28 protein-coding genes and 1 pseudogene are annotated in these 23,986 nt (G+C 66.3%); 16 read left to right on the forward strand and 13 right to left on the reverse strand.

What is annotated here, in order from left to right:
* Positions 1-19: 19 nt before the first annotated feature.
* The 4 genes from DEI94_RS16770 to DEI94_RS16785 all read left to right on the forward strand — a co-directional run bounded on the left by DEI94_RS16770 (position 20) and on the right by DEI94_RS16785 (position 2,792).
* Positions 20-304, forward strand: coding sequence for a hypothetical protein (locus DEI94_RS16770; protein WP_111025555.1), 285 nt, complete (start codon positions 20-22; stop codon positions 302-304).
* Positions 305-489: 185 nt separating this feature from the next.
* The gene (locus DEI94_RS16775) at positions 490-924 is read left to right on the forward strand and encodes a hypothetical protein (RefSeq protein WP_111025556.1); all 435 of its coding nucleotides are present in this window, start codon (positions 490-492) and stop codon (positions 922-924) included.
* Between the two features lie 112 nt (positions 925-1,036).
* Entirely contained in the window at positions 1,037-1,534 is a 498-nt protein-coding gene (locus DEI94_RS16780; protein WP_111025557.1) for a hypothetical protein, read from the forward strand.
* Between the two features lie 145 nt (positions 1,535-1,679).
* A complete protein-coding gene (locus DEI94_RS16785; protein WP_146249408.1) occupies positions 1,680-2,792 on the forward strand; it encodes a phospholipase D-like domain-containing protein in 1,113 nt (370 codons plus the stop codon).
* 183 nt (positions 2,793-2,975) lie between these two features.
* Here the strand turns inward: DEI94_RS16785 and DEI94_RS16790 are convergent, their stop codons facing one another.
* Positions 2,976-3,392, reverse strand: a complete 417-nt coding sequence (locus DEI94_RS16790) for a GNAT family N-acetyltransferase (RefSeq protein WP_181441699.1) — start codon at positions 3,390-3,392, stop codon at positions 2,976-2,978.
* A 224-nt stretch (positions 3,393-3,616) separates the two neighbouring features.
* Here DEI94_RS16790 and DEI94_RS19835 point away from each other — a divergent pair, with 224 nt between their 5' ends.
* The 3 genes from DEI94_RS19835 to DEI94_RS19775 all read left to right on the forward strand — a co-directional run bounded on the left by DEI94_RS19835 (position 3,617) and on the right by DEI94_RS19775 (position 6,554).
* Positions 3,617-3,841 (forward strand): hypothetical protein, encoded by a 225-nt coding sequence (locus DEI94_RS19835; RefSeq protein WP_502869692.1) that lies wholly within the window; start codon positions 3,617-3,619, stop codon positions 3,839-3,841.
* Between the two features lie 26 nt (positions 3,842-3,867).
* Positions 3,868-5,118, forward strand: a complete 1,251-nt coding sequence (locus tag DEI94_RS16800; RefSeq protein WP_284183767.1) for a hypothetical protein — start codon at positions 3,868-3,870, stop codon at positions 5,116-5,118.
* 506 nt (positions 5,119-5,624) lie between these two features.
* Positions 5,625-6,554 carry a GNAT family N-acetyltransferase gene (locus tag DEI94_RS19775; protein WP_349815173.1) on the forward strand — a complete coding sequence of 310 codons (930 nt, stop codon included), beginning with the start codon at positions 5,625-5,627 and terminating at the stop codon, positions 6,552-6,554.
* Between the two features lie 39 nt (positions 6,555-6,593).
* Here the strand turns inward: DEI94_RS19775 and DEI94_RS16810 are convergent, their stop codons facing one another.
* Positions 6,594-6,998, reverse strand: a complete 405-nt coding sequence (locus DEI94_RS16810; RefSeq protein ID WP_111027846.1) for a hypothetical protein — start codon at positions 6,996-6,998, stop codon at positions 6,594-6,596.
* Between the two features lie 389 nt (positions 6,999-7,387).
* Between DEI94_RS16810 and DEI94_RS16815 the strand changes: the two genes are divergently transcribed.
* Entirely contained in the window at positions 7,388-8,356 is a 969-nt protein-coding gene (locus tag DEI94_RS16815) for a DUF2332 domain-containing protein (RefSeq protein ID WP_258378119.1), read from the forward strand.
* A gap of 28 nt (positions 8,357-8,384) precedes the next feature.
* Here the strand turns inward: DEI94_RS16815 and DEI94_RS16820 are convergent, their stop codons facing one another.
* The 3 genes from DEI94_RS16820 to DEI94_RS16830 form a co-directional block, all read right to left on the reverse strand.
* Complete coding sequence (locus DEI94_RS16820; RefSeq protein ID WP_146249597.1) at positions 8,385-9,104, reverse strand: HAD family hydrolase; 720 nt, start codon at positions 9,102-9,104, stop codon at positions 8,385-8,387.
* A gap of 125 nt (positions 9,105-9,229) precedes the next feature.
* A complete protein-coding gene (locus DEI94_RS16825; RefSeq protein WP_111027844.1) occupies positions 9,230-10,054 on the reverse strand; it encodes a class I SAM-dependent methyltransferase in 825 nt (274 codons plus the stop codon).
* A 143-nt stretch (positions 10,055-10,197) separates the two neighbouring features.
* The gene (locus DEI94_RS16830) at positions 10,198-11,034 is read right to left on the reverse strand and encodes an HAD family hydrolase (protein ID WP_258378118.1); all 837 of its coding nucleotides are present in this window, start codon (positions 11,032-11,034) and stop codon (positions 10,198-10,200) included.
* On the opposite strand from DEI94_RS16830, the gene DEI94_RS16835 reads away from it, so the two are divergent.
* Entirely contained in the window at positions 11,017-11,463 is a 447-nt protein-coding gene (locus tag DEI94_RS16835; protein WP_258378117.1) for a P-loop NTPase family protein, read from the forward strand. The two genes, DEI94_RS16830 and DEI94_RS16835, sit on opposite strands and share 18 nt — an antisense overlap.
* A gap of 159 nt (positions 11,464-11,622) precedes the next feature.
* On the opposite strand, the gene DEI94_RS16840 is transcribed toward DEI94_RS16835, so the two are convergent.
* From DEI94_RS16840 to DEI94_RS16855, 4 genes are all read right to left on the reverse strand, one after another.
* Positions 11,623-12,081 (reverse strand): hypothetical protein, encoded by a 459-nt coding sequence (locus DEI94_RS16840; RefSeq protein WP_111027841.1) that lies wholly within the window; start codon positions 12,079-12,081, stop codon positions 11,623-11,625.
* A gap of 600 nt (positions 12,082-12,681) precedes the next feature.
* Complete coding sequence (locus DEI94_RS16845) at positions 12,682-13,218, reverse strand: hypothetical protein (RefSeq protein ID WP_146249596.1); 537 nt, start codon at positions 13,216-13,218, stop codon at positions 12,682-12,684.
* A gap of 193 nt (positions 13,219-13,411) precedes the next feature.
* On the reverse strand, positions 13,412-13,621 hold the full coding sequence (locus DEI94_RS16850; protein ID WP_111027839.1) for a hypothetical protein: 210 nt from the start codon (positions 13,619-13,621) through the stop codon (positions 13,412-13,414).
* Positions 13,622-13,674: 53 nt separating this feature from the next.
* Positions 13,675-14,118 carry a barstar family protein gene (locus tag DEI94_RS16855; RefSeq protein ID WP_181441919.1) on the reverse strand — a complete coding sequence of 148 codons (444 nt, stop codon included), beginning with the start codon at positions 14,116-14,118 and terminating at the stop codon, positions 13,675-13,677.
* A gap of 142 nt (positions 14,119-14,260) precedes the next feature.
* On the opposite strand from DEI94_RS16855, the gene DEI94_RS16860 reads away from it, so the two are divergent.
* Positions 14,261-15,016: a phosphotransferase gene (locus DEI94_RS16860; RefSeq protein WP_111027837.1), complete on the forward strand. Its 756-nt coding sequence runs from the start codon at positions 14,261-14,263 to the stop codon at positions 15,014-15,016.
* Positions 15,017-15,074: 58 nt separating this feature from the next.
* Here the strand turns inward: DEI94_RS16860 and DEI94_RS16865 are convergent, their stop codons facing one another.
* Together DEI94_RS16865 and DEI94_RS16870 are read right to left on the reverse strand one after the other, a co-directional pair.
* On the reverse strand, positions 15,075-16,346 hold the full coding sequence (locus DEI94_RS16865; RefSeq protein ID WP_111027836.1) for an MFS transporter: 1,272 nt from the start codon (positions 16,344-16,346) through the stop codon (positions 15,075-15,077).
* A 301-nt stretch (positions 16,347-16,647) separates the two neighbouring features.
* Complete coding sequence (locus DEI94_RS16870) at positions 16,648-17,136, reverse strand: GNAT family N-acetyltransferase (RefSeq protein ID WP_111027835.1); 489 nt, start codon at positions 17,134-17,136, stop codon at positions 16,648-16,650.
* A 267-nt stretch (positions 17,137-17,403) separates the two neighbouring features.
* On the opposite strand from DEI94_RS16870, the gene DEI94_RS16875 reads away from it, so the two are divergent.
* Positions 17,404-18,015: a GrpB family protein gene (locus DEI94_RS16875; RefSeq protein WP_181441918.1), complete on the forward strand. Its 612-nt coding sequence runs from the start codon at positions 17,404-17,406 to the stop codon at positions 18,013-18,015.
* Between the two features lie 43 nt (positions 18,016-18,058).
* On the opposite strand, the gene DEI94_RS16880 is transcribed toward DEI94_RS16875, so the two are convergent.
* The gene (locus tag DEI94_RS16880) at positions 18,059-18,871 is read right to left on the reverse strand and encodes a nucleotidyltransferase domain-containing protein (RefSeq protein ID WP_111027833.1); all 813 of its coding nucleotides are present in this window, start codon (positions 18,869-18,871) and stop codon (positions 18,059-18,061) included.
* A 415-nt stretch (positions 18,872-19,286) separates the two neighbouring features.
* Here DEI94_RS16880 and DEI94_RS16885 point away from each other — a divergent pair, with 415 nt between their 5' ends.
* Positions 19,287-19,418 carry a hypothetical protein gene (locus DEI94_RS16885; protein ID WP_258378116.1) on the forward strand — a complete coding sequence of 44 codons (132 nt, stop codon included), beginning with the start codon at positions 19,287-19,289 and terminating at the stop codon, positions 19,416-19,418.
* Positions 19,419-19,502: 84 nt separating this feature from the next.
* Here DEI94_RS16885 and DEI94_RS19780 read toward each other — a convergent pair.
* Positions 19,503-19,790: pseudogene (locus DEI94_RS19780) on the reverse strand (alpha/beta hydrolase family protein); the annotation flags it as partial.
* Here DEI94_RS19780 and DEI94_RS16890 point away from each other — a divergent pair.
* The 4 genes from DEI94_RS16890 (at position 19,671) to DEI94_RS16905 (ending at position 23,981) form a co-directional block, all read left to right on the forward strand.
* Positions 19,671-20,084 (forward strand): hypothetical protein, encoded by a 414-nt coding sequence (locus DEI94_RS16890; RefSeq protein ID WP_181441917.1) that lies wholly within the window; start codon positions 19,671-19,673, stop codon positions 20,082-20,084. The pseudogene DEI94_RS19780 and the gene DEI94_RS16890 overlap by 120 nt on opposite strands.
* Before the next feature lie 149 nt (positions 20,085-20,233).
* On the forward strand, positions 20,234-21,481 hold the full coding sequence (locus tag DEI94_RS16895) for an MFS transporter (RefSeq protein WP_111027830.1): 1,248 nt from the start codon (positions 20,234-20,236) through the stop codon (positions 21,479-21,481).
* A gap of 456 nt (positions 21,482-21,937) precedes the next feature.
* The gene (locus tag DEI94_RS16900; protein ID WP_111027829.1) at positions 21,938-22,891 is read left to right on the forward strand and encodes an MFS transporter; all 954 of its coding nucleotides are present in this window, start codon (positions 21,938-21,940) and stop codon (positions 22,889-22,891) included.
* Between the two features lie 121 nt (positions 22,892-23,012).
* Complete coding sequence (locus tag DEI94_RS16905; protein WP_111027828.1) at positions 23,013-23,981, forward strand: phosphotransferase; 969 nt, start codon at positions 23,013-23,015, stop codon at positions 23,979-23,981.
* Positions 23,982-23,986 lie beyond the last annotated feature (5 nt).

Below are 23,986 nucleotides of genomic sequence, written 5' to 3' on the forward strand. Positions count from 1 at the left end.
CCGGCAGGCGAAACTCGCGATGAAGCTGTCGAAGAACTACAACGTCGACCACACCGAGCCTCGACACCTGCACCGGGCAGTGGCCGCCGCCGGCGGCAACGCTGACGAGGTCCTCTCCACCGCACGGACCATCTCCGCCAGCTTCGCCGACGCCATCAGCGACGGCGTCCACGAGCTCCGCACCCGCGGCATCAACCACGACCGATTCGACACGTTCATCGACGCGGCCGCGCGACGCAGCACCTCCGTGCTCACCAGCATCACCGCAGCCGCCACCGCCGGGTACACGTCACCGACACGGTGACCGGCCGTCTCGCCGAGCGAGGTGAGGACGGACAGCGGGCATCACCCAGCGGTGCGGATGAGGCAGTACCGGCGGCTGCGACACGCCCGAGGTACCAACCCCCTACTTCCCCGTGAACGCGGGGAAGTAGCCCCGCGACACGCCGTGTAGCCCCGCCACCCAAAACGCCGCTGCATAGGGGTGGCATGACGCAGACGACTGAGGCGGCTCCCGCCTACAACCTGACCCGCTTCGACCTCGAGATGCTCCTCGACGACCTCCGCCGTGCCCTTCCCGCACGTGACACGCAGGTGCTTCAGATGACGACCGAGCTTATCGACTTCACCGACACGTTCCTCGACGCGTCGTTCACCGCCGGCCTGCACGCCGTTCCCATCCACCTGCTCGGCCAGGCGTTCGGCACCCCGTTCGCCGTCCGCGCCCTCGGCCACATCAACGGCTCCATCATCGCCATCACCATGTTCGTCAACCCGAACAGCCAGCAGCCGCGGCTCACCTGGGACATCGACGCCGACGACACCACCGCCGACGACATCACCATCAGCCACGTCCGCCGCTGCATCTACGACGCCGTCCGCACCGCCGCGCTCCTCGACGAAGACGCGGCGCTCAGCGCGTAGGTCGCCACCGCGCCCACAGCACTCCGCGTAGACCCGAAGCACCACGCAGACACGGCCGCCAGGCCGCCACGACACTGCGTCCACACCGGACGCCACCAAGAACAGGAACACCATGAACGCCGCAGCTGAGCTCATCACCTACAAGGCACTCGCCCCGCGTCTCGTCGCAATCCGCAAGCACATGCTCTACCGGCTCGGGCAAGGTCACTTCGGCATCCCCGGCAGCCGCATCACCTACAACCCCTTCTCCGAGCTGAGCGAGCTCGAGAAGTTCGCCGGTAGTCTCGGACGCGTTTCCCGCATGCGGTTCGCCACCGGCGCCTCGTCCGTGCCGAGCGAGGCAGCAGCGAAGCTCCGGGGTGAATTCCTCGCCTTCCGGGCAATCTGCCCGACCGGCTCTGGCGACGTCATCTTCTGGGGCACGTTCAACGCCTCGGCCTACCAGCCGCGACTCGAATGGGCGCTCGACGAGGACACCAGCACCGCCTCGGGCGAGGACCAGACAAAGATGTGGCAGCGAGCGACAAAAACCATGGGGCGTGGGGCGCTCGGCAGCATGTTCGAACTCACGTCGTTTTGGATGGACCGCGCCTCTGCCCTTCGCCTTTGATGAGGCTGCGTCCGCATGTGCCTCTGCTACGGGGAGAGCCAGCGTGGCGGGGCTGCGACGAGCCGCGGGGAAGTTCTCGCTTTAAGGCCAGACCTGGCCCGCCCGGCGCCGCTTCGTTGTCACCTCGTCCGCGCATAGTGATGTCGTGAAGAAGCGTCGTTCCGCTGGCAGCAAGGTCCTCTCTGTCGTCGTGGCCGTGGCTGTTGCTGGGGTGCTGGCGACGGCCACCGGGCATCACTTCGACGTGTTCGGGGTGCGTGTGACGCTGCCGACGGCCCATGCGGCTCCGGCGGCTGCTTCTGCCCGCCCGGCGACCACTTCTACTCCGGCGGCTGCGTCGAACGTTGGCGGTGCGGGGGAGTACCAGCTGATGCAGGAACCGCATGCGGGGTTCCAGCCCATCTACGCGCTGCTGACTGGTGCGAAGACGAGCATCGACATGACGATGTACGAGCTGGAGGATCAGACCGCCACCGCTGACCTCGTCGCGGCGCAGCACCGGGGTGTGCGGGTGCGGGTCCTGCTGGACAAGGACTTCTCCGGCGCTCGAGCGAACGCCGCCGCGTATCAGACGCTCACCGCTGCGGGCGTTGCCGTGCAGTGGGCGCCGGCGGGGTTCATCTTCCACCAGAAGACCATCACGGTGGACGGCGCGGTGTCCGCGGTCGGCACCGCGAACCTCACCGCGCAGTACTACGCCACCACCCGCGACGCCTGGGTCATTGACCGGAACCCATCGCAGGTGGCTGCCATCGAGCAGACGTTCACCGCCGACCTCGCCGACCCGGACCGCCCCGGCACCGCGACGCAGACGCCCGGCCTGCTGTGGTCACCCGGCGCGGAGCAGACGATGGTGGCCGCCATCGACGACGCGAAGACCAGCATCGACTTCGAGTCGGAGGAACTCGCCGACCGGGACGTCATCACCGCCCTTGAGCAGGCAGCCCGCCGCGGCGTCACCTGCAACATCGTGATGACCCGCTCCTCCGACTGGACGACCGCGTTCAACGCCGTCACCGCCGCCGGCTGCCACGTCCGCACCTACCCCGACTCCGACTCCGCCCTGTACATCCACGAGAAAGCGCTCCTCACCGACAGGAGCAACCTCATCATCGGCTCCCAAAACGCCGGCGACTACTCCCTCACCCGCAACCGCGAACTGTCCCTCATCCTCACCAGCAGCGACGCACCCGCGGTCGTGAACAGCACCGCGGCAACGTTCGCGAAGGACTACGCCGCCGCAACCGCCTGGCAGTAGCCGGCAGGATGGCGGAGCAACCACTCGACTGAGCAGCCGAAGCCGGTCAATGCGACGCGCGGTGCACCTGCTCGATGACCCCGGCAACGTGAACGGATGGCTGATGCCGTGATCCGGCTGCCTCTGGCCAACCCGCGTCGTTCCGGTAGCGGTGCCATCACCGGCCGCCTTTAGGCGCGCTGGTTACAGGTCACGCGCGAACGTTCGGAGCGGCCGGTGCAGCAGCGTGTGTTCGTACTCCTCACCCAGGGCTCGCCAGCCCTCGCTCTCGTAGAGGTGTACCGCCGGTGTGTTGTCGACGAGCGCGTGGAGCACAGCCCGCGAGTAGTGCAGCGCTGCGAGCTGATCTGTAGCGGCTCGGAGTAGTGCACGACCAACACCACCGGCCTGTTGAGCGGGATCGACCGCCAGGAGGCCCACGACGGCCGCGTCTTCGGGGTCGGTCCGCATGCCGCTTCCGGGGCCGGTCGCGAGCACGAACCCGTTGACCTGTTCCCCGTTCACTGCGAGTAGCCAGCTGATGCTGTGGTCGAACTTCGGCCGGGCTCGCTCAGCGACACCTTCGTGCGCCTGCCCGTCGCGGTCTGCACAAGCGGCCACCCAGATAGCCACGCAACGGTCGACATCAGAAGCGGCCGCGTCGCGGAGCATCGGCGGCGCAGCGGGTCCGTGATTCATGTACTCAGTATCAATGCGGCACCGGACGCGACATCGCCAACGAGAGCATCGACATCGCCCTCAACCCGAACATCGCAGCGATCGTCCCCGTCGTCTACTCCGCCAAGAGCAACGGCACCGGCTCCTTCCGCCGCTACCAGGTCGGCATGAGCATCGACAACGGCCAGGGCGACATCGTCACCATCGACGCGCACGACGCCAGCGACAACGACCACATCTACAGCTGCGTGCCCGGCATCATCCGCAACACCAGCGCTGTCCAGATCCAGAAGCTCGAGCTCTACTCCAAGCCCAACAGCGAGCTCCGCCCCACCATCGACCGGCACGGCAACGTCCACATGGACACCGGCCCCGAGAACGCCCGCAAGTAACCACCCCCCAGAAGAACGGAACCCACATGACCGCCACCGCACCGACCACCCTCCGCCTCGGCGCCCCCACGAAGGCCACCCCCATCGCCGGGCTCCTTGCGGCTGACGGATACAAGCTCGACCATCGACGGGCCTACGGCCCCGGCGTGACGAAGGTCCTCATCAACTGGACCAACCGGTCCGGGAAGCTCCTGCCGGGCTCCACGCACGCGGTGCATTTCGGGCTGCAGGCGTTCCTGCAGAACTACCTGGTCGAGATGTGGGCTCCGTTCTTCGAGGCGGACGAGGACGTGGTCGCCGGCGAGTACGAGCGTGTGCTGCTCAACTACCTCGGCCCGAACGACATCGGCTCGGACCACCTCCGCGCGCTCCATCGGCTCGGCTACCTGCCGCTGCTGGTGAAGGGGCTCCCGGAGGGTTCCCTGGCACCGTTCGGCGTGCCAACCGTGCTCGTCGAGAACACGCACCCGGACTTCTTCTGGCTGCCGAACTACATCGAGACAGCGCTGTCAGCATCCATCTGGCACCCGTCCACGTCCGCGACGATTTCGACGATGTACCGCGAGCTCATGGAGTCGTGGGCGGAGAAGACCGGCGGCGACCCCGCCGCCATCGACTTCCAGGCACACGACTTCTCGATGCGCGGGCAGACCAGCATCCAGTCCGGTGCGGCGTCCGGGGCTGGTCATCTGCTCTCGTTCCTCGGGACGGACAGCATCCCGTCCATCGACTTCATCGACCGGTACTACCCGGGCGACAACGGCTGGGTCGCCGCATCCGTGCCTGCCACGGAGCACTCGGTGATGTGCCTCCGAGGCCAGGAAGGCGAACTCGAGACGTTTTCTCGCCTGCTCGACCTGTACCCTGCCGGCATCGTTTCCGCAGTCGCCGACGGGTACGACTTCTTCGCCGTGATCACCGAGATCCTGCCCACCCTCAAGAGCAAGATTCTCGCCCGCGACGGCAAGCTCGTCATCCGACCCGACTCCGGCGACCCGGTCGACATCATGACCGGCACGTACGTCGTCACCGACGACAACCGTGCCGAATACGAGGCGAAGAAGGCCGCCGGCACGCTGACCGTCGAGGAACTCGGCCCCGTCAGGTCGTCGTGCTCATTCACCTCGAACGTCTCGAATCGGTCATCGGCTAGCACCGCATCGATGAGGGCCCGTGGACCGGCAACGAGGGTCGAGTTCCAATCGATCTCCGAACCCACAGCCCAGGCATGGTCTTCCGGCCAGAGCAACTGCGGCGTGTGCCTGAACTCCCGATAATTGCCGACCGCGGCACGGCTCAGCCAGGTCGGGTCCGCCAACTGCGCCAGACTCATCTCGACCAAGATGAGGCTGCGGTGTGGCCAGGCGAGGCGAGGGCCGGCGAGTGACGCGACGAGGGCGTCCTGCTCAGCGCGGTGCTCGACCCTGAGCCGTTCCGCGTCCGCGAACAGTGCTGCGCGCTCCGGCTCTGTCAGTTCGTTGTCGGACTGCCAGGCGACGCCGAGCACCGAACTACCGTTCCAATCACCCCAGCCCTCCCAGAACCCCGCAACGAGGTCGTCCGGCCGGGTCGTGGCCGCGGCGAGATGGACCGTGAGCGCCGCGAGTGTCTCCGGGTCGAACCAGCCCTCCTCGGGCGGTGACGCGCGCCAACCGTCAGGGAACGAGATGCCCGACTCGTCATGCACTCCGGTCAAACGAGTCCACTGCACGAGGGGATGCATCGTCCCGCCGGTCCGGGCAGCGACGGTCGCCCACCGCCAGCCGGCTTGCTCAAGCTCCGGATGGTCACCCCATTCGTCCGCGACGGTGCGATCCTCCCGGTGAGCCGGGACCGGGTGAAGAATGCGCACGTAGGCCTCGAAGCCGCCTCCGACCGCGGCGTCGACATGGCCGAATTCCCCGACGCACTGCAGAAGCCAGTCGCCTCGAGAGACATCCGAAACGAGATGCACGCCGCGAGCCTAGCTCCGGCGCACCGCCTCATGACGCCGCTCGCGCTCCAGCGGCTGCACGCGGAGCCGTGGTCGGAGGCACGCGACCTGCGAACCGAGTCGCGAGCACTGGTCGGTCCGCAGCGGGAGCTCAGACCGGATCGTGCGCCGGCATTCCCGGATATCGTCTCGCAACAGATCGTCCACCAGACACAGTGTGTTCGTGTCAAGCTGCCGTCGATGACGATCACGAGCCTGCCATGGCACCACCCCCGGCCGGAGCAGTCACAGATCCGACTGCAGGCCGTGCCAGAGGGCGTCCTGCACAAACTGGCAATGGGCGAGTCGGCCTCACTCGCCTCGCAGTACGTGTCGCCGTATCTCGCGGGACCGGACTGCATTGGGCTCTGGCGTATGAGAAGCCAGCAGATCGAGGAACGCCCCAGTGACGCGGCTTGGATCACTCGGCTGATCGTTGACCCCGACATCACCGTGGCGGTCGGCGCAGCCGGTTTCCACGGGGCCCCGGACGCCGCCGGCATGGTGGAACTCGGCTACCGCGTGGACCCTGCGTTCCGCCGCCGAGGCTACGCGCGACGGTCGCTCGAGACCGTTCTCGCAGTCGCCCAGCGCCACCCGGACGTGCGGACTGTCCGCGCTACTGTCAGTCCAGACAACGCAGCCTCCCTCGCGCTCATCGACAGCTACGGGTTCGTCGAGAACGGCGAGCAGTGGGACGACGAAGACGGCCGGGAGATCATCTTCGAAACGCCAGCGTAGGCAGCGACGGTGTGCGGTAGCCGATCGACGGCTGAGACGTCAGGGGAAAGGCCAGTCCTCGGGGTGCTGATAGGGGACGGCGACGACCTGCGCAGCGTCCTGGTAGACGATGCGCCCTGGGGTGCGCGTTGTGAGTTGCATCCAGGGCACCTCGTACCGATCGAGGAGTTGAAGGTACGGCACGGTCATTGCGAGCAGATCCGTGGCGTCCGCAACGAACCAAGCTCGGGCACCGGGGTTGACCGTTGAGTCATAGCAGGCGGCATAGACGGTCGATGGATCGACGTAGGCCTCGGTCGCTTTCTGATTTGCTTCGAGCAGCCACGACTGGTCTTCGGCGGTCAGCAGGCCGTCGTCGCGAAGGCCGTTGGCGAGGGCGAACACTCCGGGGAATCGTCCGTGTCGGTTGGGCACGGCGCTTTGATAGCGAACGAACTGGGGCACAGCGTCGAGCGTAGGAGGGAGCCGTCGTTGGCGTCCGACGACGGATGGCTTACCGGGCGCCGGTTACGCGTTAACGCTTCCGACGGTCTTCCCGCCTTAGCACCACTGAGAACGCGGCCACGAAGATGACCCAGCAGACGACTTGCACCACTTGGCCCACTGACGGTTCACCCACCAGGCGCAGAACTGCAAAGAGCAAAGCGAATGCCCCGAAGATGATCGCGACGATGAACCACCTGCGCGTCTTGCGCCAGGCTCGCTGATTCGGTGTCCATTCGGGCCTACTCATGGCGACACCATCATGTCGGCAGCGTACCGGCAGCTCCTGTCCCGCAGTGGATCGGCTCCCGGGGCTGGGCGAGTGCCTTCCGTAGGATGCGTCTGTGGGTGTGGCTGGGGAGAAGTATCGGGCGTGGGCGCAAATCGAAGCGCATGGCGTCTCCGATCTGTACTTCGACTGGGCGACTGGGATCGCGGCCGATGAGCACATCGTGAAGCTGGTCGAGGAGCTGCCCACGACGAAGCGGCAACCGAACCTTGTCTTCGCTTCGGCCCGGATGGCTGGTGTTCCTCTCGTGCCCTACGAGGAGGCAAGGAGTGAGTTCATGGCCAGGTGGGATGCGATCCGCGGGATTGCACTCACCCACGCCACGCAGACGAATGAAGTCCGCCGGTGTGCCGTGCTTTTGCCTGAATTAGCGAAGATCACCGGACCGATCGCCTTGCTTGAAGTTGGAGCGTCTGCGGGATTGTGCCTGTACCCGGACAAGTACGCCTACCGCTTCGTCACCGAACGCGGAGTGGACGAACTGGCACCTGCAGGCGGCAGCGCTGTTGCGCTCGAGACCGAGCTACGCGGGCGTTCAACCCCGACGCGCCTCCCGGAAATCGTCTGGCGTGCCGGCATTGATCTGAATCCTCTCGACATCGTGGATCCGGTGTCACTGGAATGGCTAGAGACACTCGTGTGGCCCGAGCATGACGAGCGACGCCGGAATCTGCACGCGGCGGCATCCGTCGTTGCGGCACACCGGCCGCTGCTGGTGGCGGGTGACCTGAATGAAGCGTTCGAGGAGCTCGCCGCGCAGGCACCAGCTGACGCGACGTTGGTCGTCTTCCACAGCGCCGTGCTCGTGTACCTGAGCCCGGGCGCGCGCGAGTCGTTCGTCGGCAAGGTGCGCGCGAGCGGTGCTGTGTGGATCAGTAACGAAGGTAAGTCGGTACTCCCGGAGATTGCGACGCAGCTTACCGGCAGGCATCGAGAACGGCACCGTCCTGGCGGTCAACGGCGCACCCGTCGCCATCGTCGGCCCACACGGCCAGTTCTTCCACGCTCTCGCCGACTCCTAAACGGATAACAGTCCGGCGAGCCCGGTGACGGATCCGTCAGCGGATACTGGCGCCCGCGCCCTCCGCTTCGTTGGCGACGATATGTGCTGCTGCGTCCGTGAGTGTCATTGCGGACGTGGGCCCGTCTGCACGATGGACGAGCACGGCTCTCATTCCGACCCCGCGAGCACCGGCAACGTCCGCGACCGGGTTGTCGCCGACCATCCAGCTGTCTCGTGCCGCACCGACGAGACGGAGCGCGGTCTCGAACATGACGGGGTTCGGTTTTTCGACTCCAAGCGACGCGCTCGTGATGGTCCGTACTACTAGCCAACCAAAGCCCAGGGCATCTACTAGACCAGGCAGCTCCGGAGCACGGTTGCTCAGCACCACGTTGGGTAGCCCTGCGCGTGTCACCGCCTCAAGCGCCTCGCGGGCACCGGGCAGCGTCCGCCACGCGGTCGGTTCGTAGTAGAGGGACGGAAGCTTGACCATCGCCTGTCGCGCAATCGTGGGGCTGACGCCGGCACCGAGGCATGCGTCCACGAGAACCGGGGACGCTGCACGCCACCAGTCGGACGCGCGACGGTGCAGGCCCATGCCTTCCGGCCCCCATTGCGGGAACCCCCCGCTCAGCCCGATCGCCAGGGCGTCGAGGTCCACCGCGTGAGTCGGATCAGCAGCCAGCACAGCCTCGCGGAGAATGGTCGGCCAACTCCCCTCGCGCACAGCCAGGGTGCCGTCGAAGTCCCAAAACACCATCCGCGCGCCACCCACATCCCGACCCTAGATGCGATGCCCTCTCTCACTAAACGGATACGACCAAATCGACAGCCAAACCCGGTCCGATAGCGATCGGCTACCGAACCATCGCCGCCGGGTAACCAGCTGCGTTGTTCGCTTCAGCGCTTTGAAGCGACGAGGGAGAACATCAGCGGGATCCGCTCTGCGCTGGCTGGCAGGACCCAACCGTCACCGGTCTGGTGCATGTTCGGAAGCGCTTTCCAGGGCATCTGCTCGTGCTCGTCGAACGTCTCGATCCGCAACCCAGCGTGCAGGATCGCGCTGAGGATCTCTGCGAGGTCGTGCGGCCATTGGTAAGTGACGGCGTTGCTCATGAGAGCGTCGCCGGCGTAGGTGACGCCGTCGTCGAAGCGTTTGGGTTCGGCCGCATGGAAGTACGGCTCGCCGACCACGAGCAGATCGTCGTCGCGCTCGTACTCCATTGCATTCAGCATCGGATGGGCGTCGTACACCAGGAAAACCCCACTTGGGCGGAGCAGCTTTGCGACGGCCTCGGCCCACGCGGTGAGGTCTCCAAGCCACGCCAGGACACCGACAGACGTGAAGACCACATCGAACGTTCGTCCGAGGACACCGGGAGCATCTTCGTTGCGGCACTGGACGAACGTCGCTCCCGGAGTTCCGGCAGATTCGGCCAGCACCCGTGCGGCGCTGATGGCCTCTCCGGAGATATCGGTCCCGACGACGCGCGCACCACGGCGCGCGAAGCTAATGGTGTCGATGCCGATGTGGCACTGCAGGTGCACCATGGTCAACCCGTCAAAAGAACCATCGGGCAGGAACGGGCCAAGCAGCTCGGCTTCCTTGGTTGCGCGCACCGCCGCCGGGTCTGCGGCGAAGTCTTGCGCACCGTAGGCGTCAAGGTGGTGCGTGACCCGCTCATCCCAGTTCTGCATGTTCACGGACACGAAATCGGTCGACACTAGTTCCTCCTTGAAACGGCCGACGTAACGCTCCCACCTGTGCGCGCGACGCGCAAGATCGCGGCGTACCGCCGCATCACCCCGACAGTCCCACTGGCCGATCGGTTGCCGACGCCCCTCGAATCACACTCGACTGCGCCTGGTCAAGACGGAGCTAGTGTCTCGGCTGGCCGTCCGGCGACCATGGCGTCGGTGAGTTCCGCCAGGGTGTTCAGTCGAAGGTCCGCGAGGCGTGCTTCCGGTCGTTGAGCGTGAAGGTGGCCCCATGGGCCCCGCCGGATGAACCCGGTTCGCATGCCGGCAGCGCGCGCAGGGAGGACGTCGTTATCCAAGCGGTCACCGACGTAGAGGATCGCTCCCGGCTCGAGGCCAGCCTCCGCCACGACGCGGTCGAAGAACTCGGGCGAGGGCTTCTCCACGCCCCATGCGGCGGAGGAAGCCAGGAAGTGCGGTGAGAAGCCTGCCGCGCGAAGCTGCGCTTCCACTCCCGCCGGCTGATTTCCCGCGATCCCCACGACGAGGCCGCGCTCGTCGACCGCGCGAAGGCATGGCAGCGCGTCCGGATAGAGGTCTGCTTCCTCGATCAGCGTGCGCGCCGCGGGCTTCTCGATGCCGAGGAGCGCCCATACTCGGCGGTGGTCTTCACCGCGCGCGATCAGCGCGCCGAGCAGTCCCATCAAGGTGAACGGTGTGACGCCTGCAGCTTCCGCTTGTCTGGACCAGGCGCGCGACTCGTCGACGAGCGTCTCGCCGACGTCGAAGACGACACCGAGGACTCCTGCGGGTAGCTCGATCGGCACACCGCGATCCTCCCACCCGAACGGGCTTCCCCAGCGAACTCGGTGGTGCGCAGCGGTGTCCGATAGCCGATCGGCTACCGAGACGCCTCGAGCCTGTCGCTTGGCTAGGGTGTTTGGGTGCTGATAGTTCTTCGCGGGAACTCGGGTTCTGGCAAATCGACCGTGGCGCAGCTGCTTCAAGCGAAGCTCGCTGGACCCGCCGCGGTCTTGCACCAGGATTACTTTTACCGGGTCATCTTCCGCGAGCAGGGAACAGCTGGCATGGCACACGCGGATCTGCTGGAGTCCGCTGCTGCCCACTGTCTTGGCTCGGGCCAGCACGTGGTGATGGATGGCATCTTCAACGCGCGCCAGTACGAGGACGTCCTCGCTCGGATCGCAGGTCAAGCCGACGACGCTCGCTTCTACGCCTTTGACCTGACCTTCGAGGAGACGGTTCAGCGGCATGCGTCTCGGCCCAAGGCGCTCGAATTCGGGGTCGAGGAGATGCGTGACTGGTACCACGGGTGGCAGCCGCTGTCCTTCGTGCGAGAGCGTCCGATTGGCGGGGACGAGTCCGCCGATCAGATAGCGGAGCGGATTCTGTCGGACGGTCCGAACGAGCTGTAGGTCGTAACCGCCGTCCGTTGGAGGATCGCCTATTGAGACTGCCCGACATGGCGGGTCCTCATGACCCGCCCACCTTCAGGTCGTGGCGTCAGTCGAGCCGCGGATGGCCGGGAGCTCGGCCGCGTGGGGGAACCCCGTCGCGAGGAGGGGGACGCAGCGTCAGGCGCCGACGGCCGTGAGCACATGCTGTAGATGGGGCATGAGGTGCTGAACCAGGTCGGTCGCTCCGGCGGTCGCGGCGGCCCTGACGGCGGCGGTGACGGCCTTGTTGCTCAGTTCCCGTAGGAGCGCTGGTCGAGCCTGGCCAGCAGCTTCCGCGTGAAGAGCCGCGGTCGCGGTCTCTACAGGCTGCCGCTCGGTCGCGGGGAGCTCCGCGATCTGCGCGCGGATCGCGTCAACGAGGTCGAGTGCGGCGGCTGAGCCGGTGCGGTTGTCTTGCGTCTGCGTCACGTGCTGCGAGTGCTGCGCAAGGTTGACGTTGCCGCCGGAGATGTTGGTGACCATGGACGAGCCGCCGGCGCCTGCCACGTGCTCGTGGACGGAGCGGCTCGCTTCGACGACCTCCTCGCCCGTGGGCGTGATAGTTACACGAACCGGTGCGTCGGAATTGTTCATCATCGTTCCGTCGATGAAGCCTCGCGCGCGGCAGCCATGCGCCGGCACGCTCGATCTCCTGTGGTGTGTAGACATCCCCGCACCAGTTCGGATTCGATGCCAGGAACTCCGTCGGGGACGTCTCGGAGCCGGCATTGCAGCGTTCCCACACGAATCGGAGGTACTTGTCCGGCAGGGCCCGTTTGCGGTGGATCGGGTCGACCTGACGCTCGCGGAATCGTCGGACGGCTGATCGGCCCATGGGGAGGATCTCGATCGTGCAGTTGTCGTCGTAGTCCCACGACAGCTTCCCGAAGAGGGACCGTTCGATCCACATCCCGATGCCTTCGTCGAACTCGGTGAAAGTGTGCCCGGGGTCGGCGATGCACGCCTCCAGGGCTTCTATCATCGCCAACTCCGGGTCGCCCGGTCGCTTCGGGTCCGCTTGCATGCGGCCACGGTAAAGCCAACGGCCGACGCAGCGCCGCGTCGCGCACCCGGGGGGCTGCACGCGGCGATCCTCGCCGGTCGACTAGCCGGGCGCGGATGAAACGACTCGGACCGCGGTTCGTGCTCGCTGGGCGATGCGTTGCACTGCGGGCCGGACGCGGGCGCCCTCGCTCCTCAAAGCATTTCGATGAAGCCGAACACCGCGAGGACGACTCCCGCGGACAAGCCGACAACCCCGAGCATCTGCACAACGAGTGCGAGCGCCCTCGCCGAGCCGACGACACGGGGCGAATCGACCTCGTGCGAGCCGAGGACCGCGACGGCCAACGCGGCCAGGAATGACGCGATCCAGACCAACCCCTGGAGGGAGTCCGCGCGCCACACGTTCTCGGGTGGCGTGGCGAACACGCCGGGATCGGGAACTCGCAGCTGATAGGCGGCGTCAACACGGATAGCATGCAACAGCACAAGGACGCAGGCGAGCGTGCAGAGCGCGGCGAACACGAGCCCAGCGGCTGAGGGCAACCACCTCCGGACTTCCTGTCGCTGCATGATCACGACGATGCCATGCGATGCGGGCTGCCACATCAGCCGCTGGTCGGAACCGACCCACGCTCCAGTTCCCCACCAATGCCGCCGGTCTTCGGGATGAATGTGGGTCGTTGCGATCTCCTTCGTCGGCGTCGAGATGTTCGATGTCGTCTTCGGCACGTTCCTCCTCGCCCCGGAACTTCTGCCGATCGTCCTCGCCGGGCTTGCCGTCGCCTGGTACTGCCGCCGAACGTTGCGAGCCCTGTGGCGCTTATGCCGAGTGCGTCTACGACTCCTCCGGACCAAGCCGCCGCGACGAAAGCGGACCGGGCAGCGAGCGTCCCGGTAGCCGATCGGCAGCCGAGACGAGCGGTCAGTCCTGCTTGCGCTCGTCCTCGTCAGCCCACCGACGAAGCAGCTGGCGGTTTTCGCGTACTCGCGCAGTCACCGCGACAGCCGCAGTAGCAAAGCCCGCAACGATCATGATCCATCCGAGCACCATCTGGCCCGACGTCGAATAAGTGGACCCGAGCACTCCGACGACTATGCCAACGAGGGCGATGACAGGAAGACCGATCTTCACGACGTGAACGGTACCGGGAGCTACCTGCTCCTGTGCTCGGTAGCCGATCCCCTTCAGGCCAGGATGGTGAGCACCCTGTTCCCGAAGAGCGATGCGTAGCGGCCCTGCCTCCGGAGAATCTCCCGCAGGTGATGAACGGTCCGAGGGCGTCGGTCGGCGAAACGGTTGAAACCGTCAAGGACCATGACGACGCCGGTTTCGGACGCATCCCACCCGTACTCAGCCTCCGCCACATCGGACATGCAGTCGTTAAGCGCGTCCAGGTTCATCCCGAAATAGTCGGGGAACGAGAGCGCTGCCGCGAAGGTCGCGAGCATGTGCCGGTCGTCAACCCAGCCCCCGGCCTCCATCTCGAGCACCCGGTAACCTTCGTGCCGGAACCACGACTCGGCATCCCGCAGGGTGATCTCGCCTCGCAGCGGGCACACGAAGCCGTCGCGGGCGATCTCGAAGTCCAGCCTTCTGCCAAAGATATCGTCGGTGGAGAACGCAGCCACGGCGAGATCGTAATCGAAACGCAGCGTGAGCATGCGGGCGCACTGCGGGTTCCAGCGGCACAATTCCTGGCCGTTCGTGGACCGGCTCCGCGAGCTTCCGTCAGCGGATCGGCTATCGGACGGGACATGCGACGATCGATCCATGATTGACGACGAGGTCCCGCTGGCGGGCGGCAACGCATCCGAGGGTGTGGTGCGCGTCGGTGACACTGTGCGCAAGCCGGCGTCGCCTTCCTCAACGTCCGTTTCTCGGTTCACGGCGTTCTTACGAGCGCGCGGTGTTGACGTACCGGCTGCACGAGGTTTCGACGAGCACGGCCGCCAGGTCCTCGAGTACGTTCCGGGGAGCCTCGCGATGGACGTCGGTCCGCTCGACGAGGCTGGCCTTCGGCGAGCGGGAGCGCTGGTGCGTCGTATCCACGACGCGAGCAGCGAGTACTCGGATGACCAAGCGGTCTGGGACGTGTTGATCCCAGCACCTGGCCGGCCCGACCTGCTGTGTCACAACGATCTCGCACCGTGGAACCTCGTCGTCGGCGAGCGGTGGGTGTTCATCGACTGGGACGGCGCCGGCCCGAGTACGCGCCTCTGGGATCTCGCTTACGCGGCGCAGTCGTTTCCGATGCTCGATCAGTCACGGCCCGTACCGGAAGCAGCCGAACGCCTCCGGTGGTTCATCGACGGGTATGGAGCAGACGAAGCACTCCGTGCGGATATCCCGACCGCGATGGCCGAGCGCAGCGGCGCAATGCACTCGTTGCTGCAACCAGCGCACGCTGACGGCTGGGAGCCGTGGGCAACGATGTACACCACCGGTCACGGCGAGTACTGGGCATCCACGGCGGCCTACCTCCGCGCCAACCGCGACCAGTGGCTAGATGCCCTTCGGTCGCAGTAGTCAATCCGCTACCAAGACGAGGCTTGGCCGGACGTGGTCGGGTCCGGCCAAGCCTGACTCACGCGTCGATGTCGTTCAGCTCCGCGATTTGCACCCGTTGCGGTAGGCCTCGGACCCCTGCGCTCCAAACCCATGCGGCGATGAGGAACACGCCTGTGGCGATGAGCCAGAGCAGCCAGGGCGTCCGTGAGTCCATCAGTCCGAGGGTGAGCGGGAATAGTGCCATGCCGATCGAGCTCGCGGTCTGGAACACCCCGATCGCTCGGCCGCGGATGCGCGGGTGCGGGGCTTCTGCCATAACCGCGTTCGCTGCGGGTAGGTAGATCATGTCCGCTGCGGCTAGCAGGATCGCGACCGCGACGACGTAGGACCACGCGGCCAGCCCGTGCAGTTGAGGAAGAACGATCAGCGGCGCTGCCGTCGCAGCGGTCAGGACCGCGCCGAGCGCGATAAGCGTCCCGCGCTGCCGCCCTGCAACCCAGCGCGTGACAGAGGTCTGGAACAGCGCGGACAGGCCTGTTGCGATGGCGAACTGGACGGGTGCGACTGCTGGGGACATGCCCCACCGCTGGATGAACAGGACGCTGAACGCGACGTTCGGCAGCACCATCGCGGGACCGATCAGGAACTGCCCAAGTGTGATGAGTTGCATCGACCGGTCAACGACGAAGTCGCGAAGCGACCCAGGCGTGTCCGCCGCTCCCGTGTCGGCGTGCGCTGCCGTCCACGGCGAACGGTGTCCGGTGCGTTGCGTTGCGAACACGACGGCTGCGGCGATGCTGGTGGTGACGTTGGCGAGGACCAGCCACCTCAACCCGTCCTGGTGCCCGTTTGCGAGGGTGATCGCGGCGATGATCGCGCCAGTGCCGAGGGCTGCGGCTTTCGTTGCTTCGAGGAACGCGAACCAGCGCTCGAACGGTCGGCCTGCCGCGAGGTCGTGGACGTACGCAGTCCACGATGTCCAGTAGAGCCGCTCCGACGCGTTGGCGAGGAAGATCGCGGCGAAGATCATCACCGGGTCGTGGGCGAAGAGGTAAAGCGCGAAGCCGGCTGCTGAGAGGAGATTGTTGAGGATCATCGACGCCTTCGCGCCGAACCGGTCGGTGAGGCTTCCGCCGACGAGTCCGATCGGAAGGGCGACCAGTGATGCGACGGTGGAGAGGACACCGATCACCGCCAGTGGCACGTGGGTGGTGATGGTGAAGTAGACGATTGTCAACGGCAGTGTGAGGCCGGCGCCGATGGTGTCGGTCAGGACTGCGAACGTGACGAAGCGGTGCTCGCGCAGGCTCGCGAGTGAAGCCCAGAACCGGGCAGGGGTGAAGAGCATGGAAGTGATCCCGTGAAGTCAGCGCGCCGCCGTGTGCGGGGGCGCGGGCATGCAGAAGTGCGCGAGCAGAATGCCCGCGGCGAGGAAGGCTGACCGTGACGGTCAGCTCAGTGCTGCGTTGCCATGACTCCGGGAGGGATCGGCCGCGGTCCGACAAGCTCGGGCGCAGGCTTCGTGGGAAAGTGTCCACCGGGGGGTGAACGGCATCGCTGCCACCTTTCCCCCATCGTTGGACCAGTTCGTCGAACGCTAGCAGCGTCCATGTGACGGGATCAACGCCACCATCTCAGTTGCCCATCCGCTAACGAACGTCCTCCTCGCGGTCTGCTGCTTGCAATGGCCGGACCAGAATGAGCGTGGGACCTGGCCAGTCGAGGCCGTCATGCTCCTCCAACGGCGTGAACCCGACGCTGCGGTAGAAGGCCCGTGTGTGCGCGTATGGCTCGTTCTGGAACGATGGGCCAACGGTGTGCACTGATAGCAGCGAGCAGCCGTCCGCCGCCAACACACTTGCGACGCGCTCGACGAGTGACCGGCCCACGCCGGACCGGCGTGCCCCCGGATCGACCGCGATGAGATGCAGTTCGGCAGCTTCATGGAAGTGGCGTCGACTCAGCGCTATACCAACCGGTCCTGTAGGACTGATTGCGACCATGCTTTCGTAGCGTGGGTCATCGGTGGCTTCCACGTAGTTGTCGATGGCTGCGGGGTCGCAGAACCAGTCGGGCAGTGCTTCCAGGATTCGACGCGTGTCGCTGGCGCTTCGGCCCTCGACTACCTCGATCGTCATGCACAAAGAGTGTCATGAGAACTGTCCGATCGCTGATGCTCGTTGAGATGTCGCTTGGCCGTAGGCTGCGGCGCGATGCACTCGTTGCTGCGCCAGGCGCACGCCGACGGCTGGGAGCCGTGGGCAACGATGTACACGACCGGTCCCGGCGGTACTGGACATCCACGGCGGCCTACCTCCGCGCCAACGGCGACCAGTGGGTGGATGCCCCTCGCTCGCAATAGTCGATCGGCTACTGAGACGCGATAAACGGTTCATGATGTGTCTGTGCCCGCACACCCTCTCTGGCGCCCATTTGCCGCCGATAGCAACGCCGCACGTCAGTCTCAGCGCGTCGCGTTTCGACAGACCGAACCCGGTTCCCCACAGGCTTATGACCCGCGATGGGGTGAGTCGTTCGCGTGCGTGCGCAATCTTGTTGCGGATGCGCTTGGCGCTGATCGCACCATTCAACACGTCGGCTCAACGGCCGTACCAGGGATGGTCGCCAAGCCCGTTATCGACGTTGACCTGCTCGTGCCTGACGTGCTCGATGAGCAAGCCTGGTTGCCGAAGCTCGAAGCGGTCGGGTTCCGGCTAATCTTCCGCGACGTCATCGCAGGTGATGCTCACCGCCAGCTCACCCTCGGTGATCCCAACACCAATCTGCATGTCTGGCGGCCCGACGCAGTGGAGCCGCAACGGCATCGCCTGTTCGTGGAGTGGTTGCGAGCCCACTCCGACGACCGACAGGCCTACGCCGACGCAAAGGCGAAGGCTATGCGCGCCGGGGCAGGTGTGCGCTACAACGACGCGAAGGCCGCGGTCGTCTACGACATCTACGAACGCGCGTTCGCCGCCGAACCAAGCCACGCCCACGACCCCCATCCCCGACCGTGAACGCGCCGGACCGACCGGAGTCTGCGTCTCGACAGTCCATCGGCTACCGGCTACCGCCGTCCGCAGCGTCGACGCAGCGCTGAAGCAACGCGATCGCGCGCCGGGCGTCGTCAACGGTGAATTCGACGTTCTCGCCGGCCCGCGATGCCACAACCCGAGAGAGCAGGTCCTCGAACTCCGGCCACTTCCGGGAAGCGAAGCGGGCGGCCTCGGTCTTCGAGAGAACCAACCCGTCCTCGATGGTCGCGACCAATCGAGCGGGACCAAGGGCGATCCACCGCACCGCTACCGCATTCACAGTCGCCGTCTCCGAACGGCCGGCAAGCTGCTCGATCGTCTCGGAACCCAGAGGAGCCCAGTAGTCGAACAGGTTCTTCCGGGAGAACGCTCTCGCGCCGTCCAACGCTCCTGGGAACCGCCGTGTTGACGGCAGCCATGAGGAAGCACCCTCCTCCGAGACCGTCGACTCGACGCCGTTCTCCACCTCTCGCCACGTGACCCACGTCAGCTCGCCGCCGTTCTCAGCGGCGACCAGCTTCCCAACAACCACCTGAGGCGCGGCCTCGATCGCGTCTGGGCCGGCGGCGAGCTGAGCTTCCGTGAGGTAGAGACCGTCGATCGGCGTTCCCGCCTCTGGCACCGCATGAAGCACCGCGATCGTGGGCAGGTCCGCGGCGGTAACCGGACGAGTCGTGATCAGCACGAGGTCGATGTCGCTGATTCCTGGCCGCCAGTCATCGAGCGTCGCTGAACCGGTCATGACGAGCGAGCCAAGAAGGCCGGGAAGCCGCCGTCGATGCTCCCGAGCGAAAGCATCGACGAGGTGTCCAGGGGTTTGCCGGGTCGCAGTCTCCATGCCCGCGATAGTCCCATGAGGACCGTCCGGTAGTGAATCGGCCATCGGACTAGCCAATGAGTCGCTGACTATCACCTCATCCTCTGGCGCGCAGATCGGGCGGACCCGTGTAGGGCGAAGCCAATCGCTCCAACTATCGCGACGACCAATCCCATCGCAGCGATCACCAGCCCGGCCGCTACGAGCCCGACGAAATCGGCGCTAAGGACGAGGCCGAGAAGCGCTATGACGAGGCCCGCAACCAGGGCCCCCGCACCGATTGCCAGGCCGAGCACGCGAGGCTGAAGCTTGGACGACATGCTTGTATCCAACTCCCGACTATCAGCGTCCGGTAGCCGATCCGCTATCGAGATGAGTCAGCGCCTGTTGAGAGTAGGTGTCGTATCGCTGCTTCCAGGACATGTGCTGGCATTGCGTGACCGTCCTCGAACAGCTCGGCCGTAAGCAAGCCCGGCCGGAACGCATCAAGTACTTCCTGGACTCCATCGAGTGGGAAGAGCCGGTCCCGTCGTCCAGCTGCAACGAACACTGGCTGGTCGACTGCTGACACGACCATCGCGACGTCTCCCGATGCCCGAAGTCTCGGCACGAACCACGCAGGATTGTGGTTGATGCGCGCTGCTTCGAACGAAGCGAGGGTTCCGAGACCGCAGCTCACGACGCCGCGGGAAATGCGAGGGTCGACGGCGAGGGAGAACAGCGCGACTTGGCCGCCGAGCGAGTGTCCGATGATGCCGAGCTGCTCCGAGCTTGGTCCGGCTTCTTGTAACCAGGTGGTCACGGCGGCGATGTCGCGAGTGTGTTTCGCTTGCAGGCTACTGCCGTTCGTCACTCGGAAGAGGGCGTCGAGCCGTTCGTCTGCTCCGGCATCGCCAGACCAGCGACGCTGACGCTCTTCGAAGCCGACGAGGTCCGGCAGGATTACGCGCGCACCCGCGCGCACCAGAGCCAGACCGTAGGCCAAGCTCGGATCGCCCGCGAGACCAGCCGGCTCGCTCTTGCCGAGGTTGAACGCGCCCGCGTGCTGGTGCACCGCGATGACATCGAGCCCTGCGTGATCATCGGGCGTGATCAGGAAGCACGGGATCGTATCGCCGTCGATGGTGTCTACCTCGACGCGATCCCACCGCCCGATATCATCGCGTCGAAGGTGCTGCTGTCGGACCGCGGTCGGGCCTATCGTGCGCGGGTCTGCGATCTCGAGGAGTTCTAGGACCTCCAGTCGAGCCGATCCGCCATCAGCGCGCGCCACCTGCTGGACGCTATCAGCGACTTTGACCCGGTAGCCCATCGGCTACCGGGGACGGGGTGGTTGTTGTGAGCTTCCTTGCTCGTGGGGTTGCGATCTGCCAGCGTTGGCGCATGGGCGACGACGAAGCCACGCTGCGTCGAGTGCCCGGGTTCCGTTCCTATTGGTCCGCCGCGACAGTCTCGTCGTTCGGCTCAGCGGTGAGCGCGGTCGCCGTACCGGTTCTCGTGGTGACGGTGCTGCGCGCCACTTCATTCGAGGTCGGCTCGGTGAACGCTGCCCAATCCCTTCCGTATGCATTGTTCGGTCTGATCGTCGGCGCGTACGTCGATCGGTTCCGGCGCAAGCCACTGCTGATCTGGGCGAGTGTCGGTCGTGGCGTGTGCCTCGGCGCGATTCCGGTCCTCTGGCTGACTGGATTCCTGGACCTTTGGGTGACGGCGGCGGCGTTGTTCGTGTTCGGTATCTTGTCCGTTGTGGGATTCGCCGCGACGCAGTCCCTCCTCCCTCGAATCGTCCCTCGTCCTCTCCTCCTGGCGGCGAATGCGCGAGTAGATCAGAGTGACGCGGCAGCGCAGACGGTGGGCCCGGCTCTCGGCGGTGTCCTGGTCAGCATCATGACCGCGCCGGTCGCGATCGCCCTCGACTCGGTGAGCTACTTCGTCGACGCCGGCCTCATCGCCCGGGTCCGTGTTGTCGAGCAGAACCCGGCACGCCTGCCGGGTACTCGGCTGCGGAGCGACATCGTTGACGGTCTGCGATGGACGTACGGTCATGCAACGCTTGCGCCTCTGGCGCTGTCCACGCACTTGTGGTTCCTCGCCAACGCCGCCGGACTGACGGTGTTCGCGACCCTCGCGCTTCGCACGCTCGCGCTTCCGCCGTCGGTGTACGGGGCCATCATCGCCGTCAGCGGAGTCGCGATGCTTGTCGGCGCCACCGCTGCGCCGCGCCTCGGCACCCGCTTCGGTGCCGGCCAGACGATCATCGCCGCTCGAACCGCCTATCCGGTCGCGTGGGCGGCCATCATGCTCGCGACCCTCGGTGTCAGCGTCCCAGCGCCGCCGGCGACTGTGCTGGTCTTGTTCGTCGCATTCGCCGTGCACGGTGTTGCCGCGGGGTGCGAGAACGCGAACGAGATGAGCCTCCGCCAGACAGTCACACCTGACGCGCTTCTCGGTCGGATGAACGGCACGATGCGCAGCGCGAACAGGACCCTTGCGGCTGCGGGAGCAGTGGGTGGCGGTGCCTTCATGACCGTCGCCGGGCCTGGCCCCGCACTGCTTGCAGTGACCCTTGTGTTCGCCGCCGCCGCAATGGTCGCCGCATGCTCACCGCTGCGGAAGGCCGCCGTTCGATAGCCGATCGGTAATCGGGGCGTGACCATGCGCGGTGCAAGTTCCACCTGCACCGCGATGCATCTGGGCTTGGCAACAGAGACAACGCATGGCCGGTGCTAGCGTCGCAGCGTGCACATCGTGATGTTTATCTGACGGCCCTGCGTCTCACCCGCGCAGGAACCTGACCCCCAGGGTGGCTTTGTCGCGCCTGGGCTTCATACCGTCAGCATTGCTTCGGCCGTGAGCTGAAGCGCATCACCAGAGGTTCCCCATGCTCACCGTGCTTCGTCTCCCCGGCGCGCTTCGCGCCTTCATCCCCGCTCTCATCGGCCGTTCCGCTCTCGCGATGGCCAGCCTCGGCCTCGTCCTCGCTGTCGAGGAGAGCACCGGCTCGTTCGCTGCCGCAGGTGTCGCGGCCGCCGTCTTCGGTCTCGCGAACGTCGTGGCTGCTCCCTGGCGTGCCCGGGCGGTGGACCGATGGGGCAACGGCGTTCCCTCACCGTGCTCGGCGTCGGTCAGGCCGTCGGTCTCGCCGTGCTCGCCGCCGCCGTCGCTGCGCACGCTCCCCTCGCCGTGCTCCTCGCCGGCAGCGTCGTGATCGGCGTGAGTGCTCCACCGCTCGGGGCTGCCATGCGCGTTATCTGGGCGTCGCTCACCGACCAGGGCGAACAGCGCAAGCAGGCGTTCAGCCTCGACGCAGTGGCCGAGGAATTGCTCTTCGTGATCGGTCCGGTCGTGATCGCGGCCGTCATCACCGCGACGACGGCACCCGTCGGCCTGGTGCTGACGGCCGTCGTCGTCCTCGTGGGCACCGTCGGGATCACTACCAGCACGGCGTCACGAGCGCAGACGCCGAATGCCGGCGTCACCACCAAGGCAGAGCGACCCCTGGGACAGCCCGGCTTCCCGCGCGTGCTCCTCGTACTCGTCGGCGTCGGGTGCGTGCTCGGCGTCGCCGAAATCGCGGCACCGGCGGTCGCGGAAGCACACGGCTCCGTCGCGAGCTCGGGATGGCTCCTCGCCGCGTTCGCGGCCGGAAGCGCCATCGGCGGTGTGCTCTACGGGCACGTCCGCTGGCGTGCGACGCTCGGGACGAAGCTGCTGCTGCTCACCGTCGGCATGGGTGTCATCGCCGGCGGCGTCTCGCAGATCGGCGGTCTGGTCGGGTTCGGGATCGGGCTCGTGCTGCTCGGCCTGTTCCTCGCGCCGTCCCTCGTCACCGGCTACCTCGTCGCCGACGCCGTCGTGCCCGAGAGCGCACGGACCGAGGCGTCGACGTGGGTGAACACCGCGGTCAACCTCGGAGCTGCCCTCGCCTCCGCTGCGGCCGGAGCCCTCATCGACCACGCCGACGTCGCCGTCCCGCTCGCCCTGGTCGGGCTGCTCGCCATCGTCACGGCGACCATCGTGCCGCGGAGGCAACTGCTCTAGCTGCGTCCGAAAGGGGATCGCTTTTGAGGTTCTGACAAGAAGTCGGAAGCGGGCCTGTGAGGCAGGGCAAGATCGAGTGGGGTGTCGGGCTCGACGCCTGTCTCTTGATGCAGGGGGATCGATGACGATCGAGATGTTGTGGGCGCAGGACGACCCGGCTGAAGTGCTCCGGGATCGTTTCGGCTTCGCGAACGCGGAGGAGGTTGGCGCTTGGGTCAGCTCAACGGTCGAGCGTCATTGGGGTGTTCGTGTCGGCTCCCCGGAGCGGGTTGCGATCAGCGACAGCAACGCACTCGCGTGGGTGCCCAGAAGCGACGAACGGCTCCTGTTGAAGTGGTCAGTCGCACCTGACCGGTTCGAACGGCTCGCGTTCGCCGCCACGGTCACTGCTTCGCTCGGAGCACTCGGATTGCCCGTGTCGACACCGGTACCGACACTTGCGGGTGAGGTTCAGGTGACGAGCGATGGTGTCTCGATGGGATTGCAACGCGTCATCGACGGCGGCCACCTCAACGTTGGGGACTCCGATCAGGTTCGTGCAGCGGGAGCGATGCTCGCTCGGCTGCACAATGCGCTGCGCGAGCTCCCCCTGCGCAACTCGCCACCCGAGTTCCTGTCCGTGCCGGCACCAGTCACCGAGCAGATCGCCGGCTGGGTCACGTCCGACCCGTCGACGCTGCCCCCGAAGGCCCGAGACGTCCTCGGGCAGATGCTCGAACAAGCGCCGGCGGACCTCCCGCCCCTACAGATCGTGCAAGGCGACTACCGCGCCGCAAACATCTTGTGCGTCGGCAGCGCTGTCGTCGGCGTTCTCGACTTCGAGGAGCTTCGACTCGACCATCGAATCGTCGAAGTCGCGCGTTCAGCGGTCATGCTCGGCACGCTCTTCCGGGACTGGGGGCCCGTTTCACAGTCGGTTCGGCAGCAGTTCCTGGACGGCTACCAAACGGTGCAAGCCCTCACCGACGAGGAACTCCAATGGTGGCCGGTCCTCGTGCTCTGGTACTCCCTGGCACTCGTGCCTCCCGGCGACGACCCGAACGGGTGGGGTCGAGCAGCAGCCGAGGCGCTCAAGCACACCGTGAGGTAGGAGAA

The sequence above is a fragment of the Curtobacterium sp. MCBD17_040 genome (assembly GCF_003234805.2).
Taxonomy (GTDB): Bacteria; Actinomycetota; Actinomycetes; order Actinomycetales; family Microbacteriaceae; genus Curtobacterium.